General features: G+C 76.1%; 15 protein-coding genes. 8 read left to right on the forward strand and 7 right to left on the reverse strand.

All coding sequences use genetic code 11. The features are described 5' to 3' along the window. The first annotated feature begins 30 nt into the window (after nt 1–30). The 5 genes from mrf (at nt 31) to yidC (ending at nt 2906) form a co-directional block, all read left to right on the forward strand. A complete protein-coding gene (gene mrf / locus BLS67_RS18180) occupies nt 31–1272 on the forward strand; it encodes a ribosome hibernation factor-recruiting GTPase MRF (protein WP_091247810.1) in 1242 nt (413 codons plus the stop codon). Then, nucleotides 1269–1514, forward strand: a complete 246-nt coding sequence (locus tag BLS67_RS18185; protein ID WP_091247812.1) for a type B 50S ribosomal protein L31 — start codon at nt 1269–1271, stop codon at nt 1512–1514. The genes mrf and BLS67_RS18185 overlap by 4 nt, the downstream gene beginning before the upstream one ends. Then, nucleotides 1514–1678, forward strand: coding sequence for a 50S ribosomal protein L32 (gene rpmF, locus BLS67_RS18190; RefSeq protein WP_091247813.1), 165 nt, complete (start codon nt 1514–1516; stop codon nt 1676–1678). Before BLS67_RS18185 ends, rpmF begins: the two co-directional genes overlap by 1 nt. Before the next feature lie 92 nt (nt 1679–1770). Continuing rightward, complete coding sequence (locus tag BLS67_RS18195; RefSeq protein WP_091247815.1) at nt 1771–2049, forward strand: hypothetical protein; 279 nt, start codon at nt 1771–1773, stop codon at nt 2047–2049. 113 nt (nt 2050–2162) lie between these two features. After that, nucleotides 2163–2906, forward strand: coding sequence for a membrane protein insertase YidC (yidC, locus tag BLS67_RS18200; protein ID WP_091247816.1), 744 nt, complete (start codon nt 2163–2165; stop codon nt 2904–2906). A 49-nt stretch (nt 2907–2955) separates the two neighbouring features. On the opposite strand, the gene BLS67_RS18205 is transcribed toward yidC, so the two are convergent. Beyond that, nucleotides 2956–3435, reverse strand: a complete 480-nt coding sequence (locus tag BLS67_RS18205) for a pyridoxamine 5'-phosphate oxidase family protein (RefSeq protein WP_091247818.1) — start codon at nt 3433–3435, stop codon at nt 2956–2958. A 122-nt stretch (nt 3436–3557) separates the two neighbouring features. Between BLS67_RS18205 and BLS67_RS18210 the strand changes: the two genes are divergently transcribed. After that, the gene (locus tag BLS67_RS18210; protein ID WP_091247821.1) at nt 3558–4142 is read left to right on the forward strand and encodes a hypothetical protein; all 585 of its coding nucleotides are present in this window, start codon (nt 3558–3560) and stop codon (nt 4140–4142) included. Nucleotides 4143–4321: 179 nt separating this feature from the next. Here the strand turns inward: BLS67_RS18210 and BLS67_RS23910 are convergent, their stop codons facing one another. The 6 genes from BLS67_RS23910 to BLS67_RS18240 form a co-directional block, all read right to left on the reverse strand. Beyond that, entirely contained in the window at nt 4322–5698 is a 1377-nt protein-coding gene (locus BLS67_RS23910) for a hypothetical protein (RefSeq protein ID WP_091247823.1), read from the reverse strand. Then, nucleotides 5695–6399 (reverse strand): ABC transporter ATP-binding protein, encoded by a 705-nt coding sequence (locus BLS67_RS18220; RefSeq protein ID WP_091247824.1) that lies wholly within the window; start codon nt 6397–6399, stop codon nt 5695–5697. The genes BLS67_RS23910 and BLS67_RS18220 overlap by 4 nt, the downstream gene beginning before the upstream one ends. After that, nucleotides 6396–6959 carry a PadR family transcriptional regulator gene (locus BLS67_RS18225; protein WP_091247826.1) on the reverse strand — a complete coding sequence of 188 codons (564 nt, stop codon included), beginning with the start codon at nt 6957–6959 and terminating at the stop codon, nt 6396–6398. Before BLS67_RS18225 ends, BLS67_RS18220 begins: the two co-directional genes overlap by 4 nt. 100 nt (nt 6960–7059) lie before the next feature. Next, a complete protein-coding gene (locus BLS67_RS18230) occupies nt 7060–7884 on the reverse strand; it encodes a hypothetical protein (protein ID WP_091247828.1) in 825 nt (274 codons plus the stop codon). 24 nt (nt 7885–7908) lie between these two features. Beyond that, nucleotides 7909–8784 carry an HDOD domain-containing protein gene (locus BLS67_RS18235; protein ID WP_242654178.1) on the reverse strand — a complete coding sequence of 292 codons (876 nt, stop codon included), beginning with the start codon at nt 8782–8784 and terminating at the stop codon, nt 7909–7911. Continuing rightward, the gene (locus BLS67_RS18240) at nt 8781–10895 is read right to left on the reverse strand and encodes a putative bifunctional diguanylate cyclase/phosphodiesterase (protein WP_165617652.1); all 2115 of its coding nucleotides are present in this window, start codon (nt 10893–10895) and stop codon (nt 8781–8783) included. Before BLS67_RS18240 ends, BLS67_RS18235 begins: the two co-directional genes overlap by 4 nt. A 104-nt stretch (nt 10896–10999) precedes the next feature. On the opposite strand from BLS67_RS18240, the gene BLS67_RS18245 reads away from it, so the two are divergent. Both BLS67_RS18245 and BLS67_RS18250 read left to right on the forward strand, forming a co-directional pair. Continuing rightward, nucleotides 11000–12619, forward strand: coding sequence for an amidase family protein (locus BLS67_RS18245; RefSeq protein ID WP_091247829.1), 1620 nt, complete (start codon nt 11000–11002; stop codon nt 12617–12619). Further along, a complete protein-coding gene (locus BLS67_RS18250) occupies nt 12619–13362 on the forward strand; it encodes an SDR family NAD(P)-dependent oxidoreductase (RefSeq protein ID WP_091247831.1) in 744 nt (247 codons plus the stop codon). The genes BLS67_RS18245 and BLS67_RS18250 overlap by 1 nt, the downstream gene beginning before the upstream one ends. Nucleotides 13363–13399 lie beyond the last annotated feature (37 nt).

The following is a 13399-nucleotide window of genomic DNA, read 5'->3' on the forward strand; positions in this document are numbered from 1 at the left end:
GATTCCCGTTCGCATGTACAGTCGACCGCCATGAGCCGAACCCCGCTGGTCCTGGTGGCCGGTCTGCACCGAGAGCACACCGGCCGCGCTGCCGCCCACCTCCTGGCCTCCGCGCCGGGAACCGTCCTCGTGCACCACGACGTCCGCGGTCTCGCCGAGGGCGTCGTGCTGCGCACCGTCACCGACGGCGCCGGCCGCACCGAGCGCACCGCCCTGGAGCTGGCCCACGGCTGCCTGTCCTGCACGCTGCGCCTGGACGTCCTCCCCCTGCTGCGCGCCCTGGCGGAGCGGTCCGACGTCGAGCGGGTCGTGCTGCAGCTGGACCCGGCACTGGAGCCCGAGCAGCTGTGCGTCGCGCTGGACGCCCTGGTCCTCGACGACGGGTCCACCGCCGGCGAGGCGGTCGCGGTCGAGGCGGTGGTCGGCGTGCTGGCGGCCGCCACCTGGCTGGACGACGTGACCGGCGAGGAGACGATGGCCGAGCGCGGCATGGCCGCCACCGCCGACGACGAGCGCACCGTCGCGCAGGTGCTGCTCGGGCTCACCGGGTTCGCCGACGTCCTGCTGCTGGCCGGTCCCCCGGTCGACGACTGGACGGCGGCCAGGCTGCACGCCGCGCTGGACCGCTGGACGCCGTCGGCCCGGACCGGGTCGATCGAGCACTGGCGCCCTGCCCGGGTGCTGACCGGCCTCCCCCGCACCGCCCGGCGTGGCCGCGTGCGGCACCCGCACGACGCGCAGCTGACCGGCCAGCCCCCGCTGGACGCCGACGCCGGCATAGAGCTGGTGCGGTTCTCCGCGCGGCGACCGTTCCACCCCGAGCGGCTGCACGAGGCCTTCGACGTGCTGCTCGACGGCGTCGTGGGTGCCCGCGGCCGGCTGTGGCTGGCCACCCAGCACGAGCACGCGGTGTGGCTGGAGTCCGCCGGCGGCGGCCTGCAGATCGGGGACGCCGGCCAGTGGCTGGCCACGATCGGGGACGACGAGCAGCTGTGGGCCCAGGTGGACGACGAGCGCCGGGTGGCCGCCGCGCTGCGCTGGGACCCGGTGCACGGCGACCGCGACACCGAGCTCGTCGTCCTCACCCACCGGCAGCCGGCCGACGTCCTCACCGGCGCCCTGGCCGGCGCGCTGCTCACCGACGAGGAGCTCGCCCTCGGCCCCGAGGGCTGGCGGGCGTTCGAGGACCCCTTCGGCGAGACCCACACCGACCCCTGCGAGGCCTCCAGCCCCGCGGACCCCAGCACCCACCTGAGCGAGGAGAACCGATGAGGCAGGGCATCCACCCCGAGTACCGGACCGTGGCCTTCCGCGACGCGGCCACCGGCACGGTCTACCGCACCCGGTCGACCATCACGTCGACGGAGGTGATCGAGCTGGACGGCGAGACGCTCCCGCTGGTGGCCGTGGACACCAGCAGCGCGTCGCACCCGTTCTGGACCGGCAGCGCCCGCGTGCTGGACACCGCCGGCCGGGTCGAGAAGTTCGAGCGCCGCTACGGGAAGCGCGGCTGATGGCCGTCCCGAAGCGCAAGCTGTCCCGGTCGAGCACCCGGCACCGGCGGGCGACGTGGCGGGCCACCCCGCCGGACCTGGTGCCGGTGGTCGTCGACGGCCGGCCGGTGCTCGTCCCCCGCCGGCTGGTCACCGCCGTCCACCGGGGGTTCGTGCAGCCCTGAGTCGAGGGTCGGCCGGCGCCCCGTCGGTGTACACGGTCCCTTCGTCCTGCCATGCTGCGCAGGCGCGACCGACGTCGAGGAAGGGGCTGCCCGTGCAGGCCTGGCTCCTCGTCGTCCTCGCCTCCGGGCTCTGGGTCCTCGGCGTGCAGGAGTCGGCGTCCCCGGCCCTGCTGGCCACGACCGTGCTCGCCGCCGGCCTGCTCGCCGCCCTCGTCCTCGGCGCCCGTCGGGGCACCGGCATCGACGCGCGCTCGGCCGGGCCCGTGCACACCCCCCGGCGCGACGAGCGCTGCCGCCGGGGCTCCTTCCGCCGGCAGTCGCACCCCCGCACCCCCGGCCGTCCCCTCCCCCGGGCTCCCCAGGCCGCCTGAACGGTTCGCACCACCGCCGGCACTCCCGCCGGCGCCGTCCAGGCCCATCTGCTCGCCGGACCCTGCCCGTGGCGCAGGAGGTCCCGCGGGTCCGCGTCCGAGGGGGACGTCCCGTGCTCGACTGGCTCTACACCGCTGTCTCGTGGGTGCTCGAGGTGTGGCACTCACTGCTCTCCACCGTCCTGCCGCCGGCCGGAGGCGTCACCTGGGCGCTGTCCGTGGTCCTGCTGGTGGTCACCGTCCGCGTCCTGCTGTTCCCGCTGGCCGCCCGGCAGGTGGCCGGCCAGCGGGCGATGCAGGAGCTCCACCCCGAGATCGACCGGCTGCGCACCCGGCACGGCGACGACACGGCGGGTTTCAGCAAGGCGGTGCTGGACCTGCAGAGGGAGCGCGGGGTCAACCCGCTGGCCGGCTGCCTGCCGGTCCTGCCGCAGATCCCGGTCTTCCTCGGCCTGCTCCACGTGCTGCGGCGCATCGCACCGGGCGCCGCCGGTCTCTACGGCTGGTCCACCGAGCTGACCCGCCAGGCCGCGGAGGCCACCCTGCTCGGCGCGCCCGTCGCCTCCTCCTCCACGGCGGGCGACGCCCGCCTGGTGGCTGTGCTGCTGCTGGTCGCCACGTGCGCCACGACCTTCTGGACCCAGCGGCAGATGCAGCGCCGTTCGGGCCCGGTCGAGGGCCAGGCCGCCACCGTGCAGAAGGTGCTGCTGTACGGCACGCCGGTGGGTCTGTTCGCCTCGGGACTGTTCTTCCCGATCCTCGTGCTCCTGTACTGGATCACCACCAACCTCTGGACGCTGGGCCAGCAGTCCTACCTGCTGCGCAGGCTTCCCCCGCCGCAGCACGGAGCGGGCTGACGCGGGGCGGGGTCGGGCACGCCCGCGGGCGGACCCGACCCCGGCCGGCTCAGGGCAGGTCGACCTTCTCGTTCTCGCCGACCTGGGCGCGCTCGCCCGTGGCCTTCGCCTTCACGAAGCTGATCGCGGTCGCCACGGCGCCCGGGGTGTCCCAGTACTCCGCGCTGCTGCCGTCGACCTTGATCAGGACGACGGAGGCGTCCTCGGGGCCCTGCGGCAGCCAGGCCTCGGCGCCGGAGTTCCACAGCTCCTTCTTCTTCGCCACGTCGGTGACGACGCTGCCCTCGCCGGCGATGGACACCCAGCTCGACCGCGAACCGGTGGTCACGTTCACCTTCGGGTTCGCCGCGATGCTCTTCGCCGGCCCGCCGTCGGCCTCGGCGAAGAACCACAGGTCGCCGTCGAACTCGACCTCCTGCAGGGACATCGGCCGGCTCTCCAGGGAACCGTCGGCGCCCACCGTCGTCAGCATCGCCATCTTCTCGTCCGCCACCAGCTCGCGGACCTTCTCCACACCGTGCTCGGCCATCGGGCCATCTCCTCGCAGTCGATTCGATCTCGGGAGAGCCGTGCCCGCACGAAGCCGGGGCAAACCGGGCACCGCCGACGGGCCCGTGGACGGCGGCCAGGTCGCCGCGGCACGCTGGGGCGGTGACCGAGCTGCTGGTCGTCGTCCCCTCCTGGGTCCTCGGTGACGGCGCCGTACCACCCCCCGCCCGCGGCGACCAGGTCGTCTACCGGCTGGCCTTCCACGAACGCGATCCCGCCGCGGGCGCTGATCCCACCGTCCAGGAGCTCCACGCGCACGGGAACACCTGGGCCGAGCCGTGGAACCGGCGCAAACCGGACGGCACCACCGGGCCCGCGTGGCCGACCCGCCTCGACGCGGTCGACTGGCGGGCGCACTGGTCGGCTCCGCGGGAGGTGCACGGCGCGGTCGACCTGGTCGGGGTCCTGGTGGTCGACCCGCTGCTCCGCCTCGAGCGGGCGGTGTCGGGGACCGTCGTCGACGTGCACGTGATCAGCGAGGAGGTCGAGGCCGACGCCCCCGGCACCCTCCGCGGCACCGTGCCGGGATCGCTCCGGTTGCGCGCCGTGGACAGCAGCCCCCGGTGGTTCGACGACGGTCCCCTGCGGACACCGCCGACGCCGGGCTGGCACCCCACCGCCGAGCTGCGTCCCCGCGGCCGCCACCGCCGCGAGTCCGGCGCGCTGGTCACGCTGCGGCCGGCCTGATCCCGGCGACCCGCAGCGGACGGGCCGGCACGGGCGGACGGCCTACCGCGACCGTCGGCGGCGGACCGTCGTCCCCGGTCTGCCCGGATCCCGTCGGACCCGGTCGCGCGCCTCCTGCGCCAGCTGCCGGGCGGCGACGACGCTCGCCGGCTCCGGACCGGGGACGGGCGCCTCGGCCATCAGGCGACCCGGAGGGCGTGCGGGTCGACGGCGCGCGCGAGCCGACCGCGGAGCAGGGTGGACACCAGCGCGCTGAGGCCCAGGACGACGCCGGCGGTGGTCGCCACGCAGCTCAGCACGACAGCCGCGGTCAGCGGGATGAGCTCACCGCCGGCTCCGGTGACCGCGGTGCCCAGCAGGGCGCCCGCGGCCGCTCCGGTGGTGGTCGGGACGACGGTCGCGATGCGCAGCCGTCGCGCGTGCACGCGGTGCAACAGCTCGGGTTCTGCCCCCAGTGCCGCGGTGGCCGCCCACGTGCGCCGGTGGGTGGCGAGGTCGTCGACCGCTCCCAGCGTGGCGGTGGCCAGGGCGATGAGCAGCGCCGACCCGGCCGCGGTCGCGGTCAGCGCGATGCCGGGCAGCTGCCCGGCGTAGACGGAGTCGACCGGGGTGGCGAGCGTCGTGGCCAGCAGGGTCGAGCTGACGCCGAGGGCGAGCCCGGCGAGCAGGCAGACCGCCGCGGCGGTGCCGATCGGCCCGGCGGCGGCGGTCAGGCCGGCCGCGGTGAGGACGGCGCCGGCGGTCCCGGAGCGCAGCAGGCGGGCTGCGCGGTGGTACGCCCACCCGGTGCCCGTGGTCAGCGCGAGGGCGAGCAGCAGGGCCACGACCAGGCCCACACCGGCGACCCCGGCCCGCCGGTCCCACGTCCCCAGCACGGGGACGGCGGCCACCGCAGCCACGAGGGCGGTGACGAGGCCGAGCACCACCCACCGCAGCGGCGGGAGCCAGGTCCGTGCCGTCCCGGTGACCGCACCCGCCGCCGCCGCGAGCCCCCCGCAGGCCAGGACGACGACGACCCAGCCGAGCAGGTCGGGCCACCCGATGGCGGGCAGCAAGCGGAACACCGGGTCGGCCGCCGGACCGAGGGCCGCCCACAGGACCAGGTAGAGCGGAGCCGCGAGGAGGCCGCCCGCGAGGCCGGCCCGAACCAGGGCGAGGGCGCTGACGGCACGCAGTTCACCCGGGGTGACGCCGACCAGGCCCAGCGCCCGGGTGGTCCGCCGGCGCCGGACGCTCCCCGTGGTCAGGGCCTGCCCGACCAGGGCGAGAGCCGCCGCGGTGACCAGCAGGATGCCGGTGAGGACCCCCACCCGGATCTCCGCGCTGGTCACCAGCGGCGAGAAGCCCGGGTCGTAGTAGGTGTCGACGACGACGACCTCCTGCCCCGTGGGCACCGGCCGCGCGGGGGTGCGCAGGACGGCGAGGACGGTCAGCAGCAGGGCACCCGCGCCCGCACTGCCCAGGGCGACCACCCGGGACCGGGTGCGGCTGGAGAGCGCGCCCGTCCGGGCGATCGCCCACAGCGCCGGCCACCGCGCGGCGTCGGAGGTGCTCATGCCAGACCGACCTCGTGGGCGACCCGCCCAGCGCGCAGCCGCACCTCGCGGTCGGCCCGGGCGGCGACCGTGTTGTCGTGGCTGACGAGCACGACCGACCCGCCGCTGCTGCGGGTCGTGGTGACCATGAGGTCCAGCAGCTCGCGGCCGGCACGGGGGTCCAGGCTCGCCGTCGGTTCGTCGGCCAGCAGCAGCCGGGGCGAGGCCACCAGGGCCCGGGCCGCCGCCACCTGCTGGGCCTGCCCGCCGGAGAGCTCGCCGGGTCGCTCGTCCCCGGTCAGCTCCAGCCCCACCCGCTCCAGCCAGCTGGTCGCCGCCCGCCGCGCGTCGCCGGGCGGACGCCCTTCGAGCAGCAGCGGCAGCGCGATGTTGTCGACGACGCCCAGGTCCGGGACCAGCTGCCCGTACTGCAGGACCAGGCCGACCTCGCGCCGGCGCAGGCGTGCCCGGTCGGCCTCACCGAGGGAGCCGAGGTCCTGCCCCGCCAGCTGCACCCGACCGGCCTGGGCGCGGAGCACCCCGGCGGCCAGCATCAGCAGCGTGGACTTCCCGCAGCCCGAGGGGCCCGTGACGGCCACGACCTCCCCCGCCGCGACGGTGAGGGACGCATCCTCGAGCGCCGGCGTCCGGCCGTAGCTGTACCCGACCCCGGACAGGACGACGGCGGGCTCGTCCGGTCGGGACGACGGCGTGCGGGTCATGGGTGCTCTCCCTCGGTGGTCGGGACGACGTCGGTGGGTGCGGAACCGGGCGGGGGTGAGGCCGGGAGCAGCTCGGCGGCCTGCTCGAGCCAGCGCAGGTCGGCGTCGAGGTGCGCGATCAGGTGCTCGCGGACCAGCCGCTCGGCGGGTGCGGTGTGCGGCGGCTCGGCCTGCAGGTCGCGGATGCAACGCAGGTGCGCGGCGCGCTGGCGGGCGATGAACCCGTCGACGTCGATGCCGGTGTGCAGCGCGGCGATGGTCTTGCGCACGATCTCCTCGGCGCCCGAGCCCGTGGCCACCGCCGGCTCGGCCAGCCAGGCGCGCAGCCGGGCCACCCCGTCGGCCGTCAGCGCGTAGACGGTCCGCTCGGGCCCGCTCTCGATGCGGGTCTCGACCACCTCGGCCAGGCCGTCGCGCTGCAGGCGGGCCAGCGTCGCGTACACCTGCCCGAAGGGCAGGGGGCGGGTGTCCGGGAACCAGGCGTCGTGCTCCCGCTTGATCTCGTACCCGTGCCGGGGCGCACCCGCGAGGAGCGCCAAGTGCACCTCGGTCAACGACATGGGCGTGTGTCTACACCACGTGTAGTCATCATGTGAATAGCTTCGCGCTGGTGTCGCGAGGACCCGCTGCGTCCTGGGGACTGCGGACCTGCCCCCGGCGCTACCCGGGGAGGCGTTCGGCGAGCCGCCGCAGGTCGGTCTCGGCCGCGGGCTCGAGGGGCAGGTCGGCCAGGACGGCGAGCACCTCGTCCCGCTCCAGCCCCTCGGCCAGCAGCGCGGCGAGCACCCGGTCCACCTCCGACGCCGGGATGGGGCTCGGCAGGTCCGCGACGGCGGCCCGGGCCAAGAACAGCACCCCGGACAGCTCGGCCGGCTCGGCCGGGGGCACCGGCGCGGCCTCCCGGGTCATCGACTCGGCCGCGCGCACGAGCGACAGCGGCACGCCCTCGGCCTCCACCAGCGCCAGCGGGGTGTCGCCGATCGCGGCCAGCACCAGGTGCTCGGCGACGATCCGCAACGGCGCCTCCCACTCCCCCGCCCGCACCACGGCGGCCAGGTCGTCGGCGTCCTCACCGACGTCGTCGGCCAGCTCCGCCCACGCCCCGGGCCGCGCCGCCCGCAACCGCTCGGCGGCCAGCACGCAGGTGGCCAGCACGAACGGTTCGAGCACCTCGACGTCGAACCGCTCCGCGTACAGCCCGCCCTCGCCGTCGGCCATGTTCAGGGCGTCGCCGAAGCTGCCCGGCCGGGCGTCGGCGAGGTCCAGCCGGCCGGCCTCCTCGTCGCCCAGCAGCTGCCCGTTCTCCGCCCGCACCCCCACCGTGGTGCCGGTGCTGACCAGCCGGCCGCGGCGGCGGGTGTGGTGGGGCCGGTCACCGGTGCCCACCGCCCACGCGCACGCCTCGGCGATGAGCTCGGCGCCCCGCTCGCGGAGGACCTCCCGGGTCAGCAGGGCCATCTCGTCGATCTCGAACACGCCGACCATCGTCCACCCGTGAGCGGAGGACGGTCAGCTCTGCAGGACCCGGCGCAGGTCGGCGGCCTCGGTGCGGACGTGGGTCAGCACCGGGACGACGTCCACCTCGCGGATCCGCTCGCAGGTCAGCCGGTGGATGGGCACCGGCCGGTGACCCTTGGCCGTGAGGCGCTCGGTGACCTCGAACGCCCCGCGCAGCAGCCCGCCGTCCACCGACGTGTCGTCCTGGAGCTGCGCCAACGGGCTGATCATGGCGGCGGGGAAGCCCCACTGGCGCATGGCGGCGGCGGTCAGCTCGACCGCGTGCACGCCGTAGCGCTCCACCTCGGCGGCGCGGCGGGCGGCGGCCGCGGTGTGCTCGGTGGTCAGCTCGCCGTAGCCCTCGGGGTCGTGGTGGTGCAGCAGCGCCGCCCCCAGCTGGGCCAGCAACCCGACGCAGAGGGCGTCCGCCGCCCGGTGCCCCATCCGGGGTGCGAGCGCCGAGGCGGCCAGTGCCAGGTGGGTGCTGGTCGTCCAGTGCTCCGGCGGCAGGTTCGTCTGGTCGGTGCTGGTCAGCGCGACGCTGGCCATCGACCGCACCGTGGAGAAGCCGACCACCGTGACGGCGAACTGCAGCGAGGAGACCCGCCCGCTCAGCCCGTAGTACGCCGAGTTGGCGAGCTTGAACACCCGGCCGGTGAGCGCGACGTCGGCGGCCAGCAGACGCGCCAGCTCCTTGGCACCGGCGTCGTCGGCGTGGGTGAGCGCCACGATCTGGGCCGCGACGGGCCGCTGGGCGGCCATGCTGTCGATGCTGGCGAGCACCTCGTGCGGGTCGAAGGTGGCCTCGGGCAGCAGGACGTCGGCGGCGGGCCCGTCGGCCTCGTCGACCTCCGGGTGCTCGGCGCCGTCCACCAGCAGCGCGTTCACCGGGCACGCTCGGCGAACCAGGCGGCGGTGGCCGCCCCGCTCATGGGGCGGGCGATGCCGAACCCCTGCAGGTGGGTGGCGCCCAGCTCGGCCAGTGCACGGACCTGCGACACGTCCTCGACCCCTTCGGCCACGCTGTCCAGCCCGAGCCCGACGGCCAGCGCGACGACCGCGCCGGTGATCTCGGGGTGGCCCTCGGACAGCTCGGCCACGAAGGACCGATCGATCTTGAGCCGGTCCACGGGCAGCCGGCGCAGGTGCGCCAGCGACGAGTAGCCGGTGCCGAAGTCGTCGACGGCGATGGTGACACCCAGCTCGCGGAGCTGGTCGAGCACGGCGCGGGCCTGGTCGGCGTCGCGCATGAGCGCGGACTCGGTGAGCTCGACGCACAACCGCTCGGCGCCGACCCCGTGCCGGGACAGGGTGGTGGCCACCAGCGAGGGCAGGTGGTCGTCGAGCTGCAGCGCCGACACGTTCACGTTGACCGTGCGGGGGGCCGCCAGGCCGAGCTCGGCGTCCCACGCGGCAAGCTGGCCGCAGGCCTCCTCGAGCACCCAGCTGCCCAGCGCGTCGACCAGCCCGCTCTCCTCGGCGAGCGGGACGAAGACGTCGGGCCCCACGGCCCCGCGGGTCGGGTGGGTCCAGCGGGCGAGGGCCTCGACGCCCACCGGGGCCAGCGTGGCCGTCTCGACCACCGGCTGGTAGGCCAGGGTGAGCAGGCCCCCGTCGATCGCGGCCCGCAGGTCGGCGACCAGCCGCAGCTTGTCGCGGGCCTCCTCGCGGGAGCTCTGGTCCAGCACCGACACCCGGCCCTTGCCGTCGGCCTTGGCCTGGTACATGGCGATGTCGCAGTCCCGGACCAGCTCGTCCGCGGTCAGGTGCGCGGGGGTCTGCACGGTGACCCCGACGCTGACCCGCACGCTCACGCTCACGCCGCCCAGCTGCACCGGGCGGGCCAGCTCGACGGAGATCCGGCGGCCCAGCGCGACGACGGCGTCCTCGTCGACGTCCTCGCACACCACCACGAACTCGTCGCCGCCGAACCGCACCACCAGGTCGGTGGGCCGCACGGCGGTCCGCAGCCGCTGCGCCACCTGCACCAGCAGCTGGTCCCCGGCGGCGTGGCCGAGCGAGTCGTTGACCACCTTGAAGTCGTCGATGTCGAGGAACAGGCAGCCCAGCCCGTCCCGCGTCCCGGGCAGGAAACGCTCGCCGACGTAGGTGGCCAGCCGGGCCCGGTTGGGCAGGCCGGTCAGCGGGTCGTGGGTGGCCTGGTGGGCGAGCTGGGCCTCGAAGGCCAGCCGCTCGGTGACGTCCTCCGCGGTGGCCACGAAACCGCTGCCGAGGTCCGGGGTGTGCAGGTGGGAGAAGCGCAGCAGGGCGCTGCGCTCGTCGTCGGGGCCGCGCAGCAGCCGGGCGCGGATGTCGCCGGCACCGCCGCTGAGCACGGCCGCGGCGACGTCGACGACCGCGTCGACGTCGTCGGGGTGCACGCTGGCCAGCCACCCCGTGCCGAGCAGCTCCTCGGCCTGACGGCCGGTGAGGCGGCAGAAGGCGTCGTTGACGTGCGCGAGCCGGAGGCCCTGCTCCGAGAGCAGGGTCGGCATCGGGGAGCGCTGGGTCAGGGTGGTGAACCGCCGCTCGTGGGCCGCCGCGGAGTCGGCGAGCGCCCGCTCGGCGTCGCTGCGGGCGTGCTGCGCCGAGACGGTCCAGACCCCGGCGTCGGTCGACGGCGTGGTGACCACGGCCAGCTCGACCAGCGACCCCGTGCGGTCCCGGGCCTGCAGCTCGACGGTGACCGAGCGCTCGTGGCGGAGCAGCGCGGCGACCCCGCCCAGCGGGGGGTGCGGGAAGAGGTGGTCGAGGGGGGTGCCGACCAGGTCGGCCGCGGCGTGCCCGAGCAGCCGCTCGACACCCGCGTTGGCCCAGCGGACCCGGGCGGCGTCCCCGTCGGTGGTGACGACCAGGACGGCGACGTCCACCCGGACGGAGGCCGCGTGCACGACCGCCCGGCTGACCCGGGCCGTGTCCAGCGCGCCCGCGCGGCCGACCGGACCCGGGCGCCCGGGTCCGGGCACCCCGGACGGGGGGACGACGACGGGAACGGCCACGCCCCCGGTCTCGGCACCGCGCGGGCCCGCCTGGAGCCGGGGCGCCTCGGGGTCCCCCTCCCGGGTGAGGTGGCCGGCGGGTCGACGCACTCCTAGCGTGGGGCATGCGCTCACCCCGGACGCCTGCCCTGCTCGCCGTCGCCGCGCTGCTGCTGGCCGGCTGCACCTCGGGGGGCGATGCCGAACCCGCGGCCGCCACCGCCGGCACCGGCTCACCGCTGGACCCCCTGGACCTGGACGCCCTGACCATCCCCGACCTGCAGTCGATGATGGACGACGGCGACCTGACCGCGGTCCAGCTGACCCAGGCCTACCTGGACCGCATCGCCGAGCACGACGACGACGTCGGCGCCGTCCTCACCCTGAACCCCGACGCGCTGGCCGACGCGCAGGCCAGCGACGACGCCCGGGCCGACGGCGGGGCACGCAGCCCGCTGGAGGGCATCCCGGTGCTGCTCAAGGACAACGTGGACACCGCCGACCTGCCCACCACCGCGGGCAGCCGGCTGCTGGTCGACTCCGAGCCCGACGACGCGACGATCACCACCCGCCTCCTCGAGGCCGGGGCGGTCGTGATCGGCAAGGCCAACCTCTCGGAGTGGGCGAACTTCCGCGGCGACGACTCGACCAGCGGGTGGTCCGGCGTGGGCGGGCAGACGGCGAACCCGTACGTGCTCGACCGCAACCCGTGCGGGTCCTCCTCCGGCTCCGCGGCCGGCGTGGCGGCCTCGTTCGCGCAGGTCGCGATCGGCACGGAGACCGACGGCTCGATCGTCTGCCCGTCCGGCGCCAACGGCGTGGTGGGGCTCAAGCCGACGATCGGCCAGGTCTCCCGGGACGGCATCGTGCCGATCTCCGCCGAGCAGGACACCGCCGGGCCGATCGCCCGGCACGCCGTCGACGCCGCACTGCTGATGGCGGTCGTGGCCGGCCCCGACGACGCCGACGACGCCACCGGGCAGTCCCCGGACCACGTGGACACCGGCTTCGCCGACCTGGACCTCGACGCCCTGCAGGGCGCGCGCATCGGGGTCTGGTCCCCCGCCGCGGATGCCGGGGTCGACGCCGGGACCCTCGCCGTCCTCACCTCCGCCGTCGACGCGCTGGAGGCCGCCGGGGCGACGACCGTGCCGGTGGAGCTGCCCTACCAGGACGAGATCGGCGCGGGCGAGACGCCGGCGCTGCTGGCCGAGTTCGACCGCGACCTGACCGCCTACCTCGCGGCCACCGACGGCGACGTGCCCGACGACCTCGCCGGCCTGGTCGCCGAGAACGCCGACGACCCCGTCGAGCTGGCCTACTTCGGCCAGGAGCTCTTCACCGAGGCCATCGAGGCCCCCGACGCCGAGCAGACCCGCGACACGATCCGCGACCTGGCGCAGCGGTCGGTCGACGAGACCCTCGCCCAGGGGCCGGGCGAGGACGACGACCTGACCGCGATCGTGGCGCTCACCGGAACGCCGGCCTGGGTCACCCGGTACGCGAGCGTGGACGGCGTGGCCGACGACTTCGTCTACAGCTCCTCCAGCCCGGCCGCGGTGGCCGGCTACCCGTCGGTCAGCGTCCCGGCCGGGTTCGCCGGGCCGCGCGGCGCGCTGCCGGTCGGGGTCAGCTTCATCGGCACCGGCTGGGCCGACGCCGACCTGCTGGACGTCGCCGCCGACTTCGAGGACCAGGCGCAGGCCCGCCGGGCGCCGGGCTTCCTCGCGACGGTGGGTGCCTGATGGACCTGCAGCTGGACGGCAAGCGGGTGCTGGTCACCGGCGCCGGGCGCGGCATCGGCAAGGCGGTCGCCCTGCGGCTGGCCGAGGAGGGGGCGCGGGTCGCGCTGCTGGCCCGCTCCCGCGACGACCTGGAGGCCGTGGCCGCCTCGCTGCCCGGGGAGTCGCTGGTGGTGCCGGCCGACACCACCGACGACGCCGCGGTGCGGGCCGCCGTCACCGCGGTGGTCGAGGCCTGGGGCGGGGTCGACGTGCTCGTCAACGCCGCGGCGCGGCCGGCGTCGAGCGCACCGGTGCCGTCGCTGGCCGACCTCGAGGACGACGCCCTGCGGGTCGAGGTGGAGACGAAGGTGCTGGGCTACCTGCGCACCGCCCGGGCCGTGGCCCCGCACATGACCGCGCAGGGCTGGGGCCGGATCGTCAACGTCAGCGGGCTCAACGCCCGGGCCACCGGCAACCTGGTCGGCACGGTGCGCAACGTGGCCGTGGCGGCGATGACGGCGAACCTGGCCGAGGAGCTGGGCCCGGCGGGGGTCAACGTGACCGTCGTCCACCCCGGGCGCACCGTCACCGAGCGCACCCCGCCCGACGTCGCCGCGGCCCCCGCGGACACCCGGATCGGTCGGCTGGTCACCGCCGCCGAGGTGGCCGACGTGGTGGCGTTCCTCTGCTCCCCGCGCAGCGTCGCGATCACCGGCGACGCGGTCGCGGTCGGCGGTGGCACCCCCGGCACGGTCGCCTACTGATCCCCGGTTACCCGCCAGTAGGAAGTGTGGGATCGTC

The sequence above is a fragment of the Klenkia soli genome (genome assembly GCF_900103975.1).
In the GTDB taxonomy this organism is placed as follows: domain Bacteria; phylum Actinomycetota; class Actinomycetes; order Mycobacteriales; family Geodermatophilaceae; genus Klenkia; species Klenkia soli.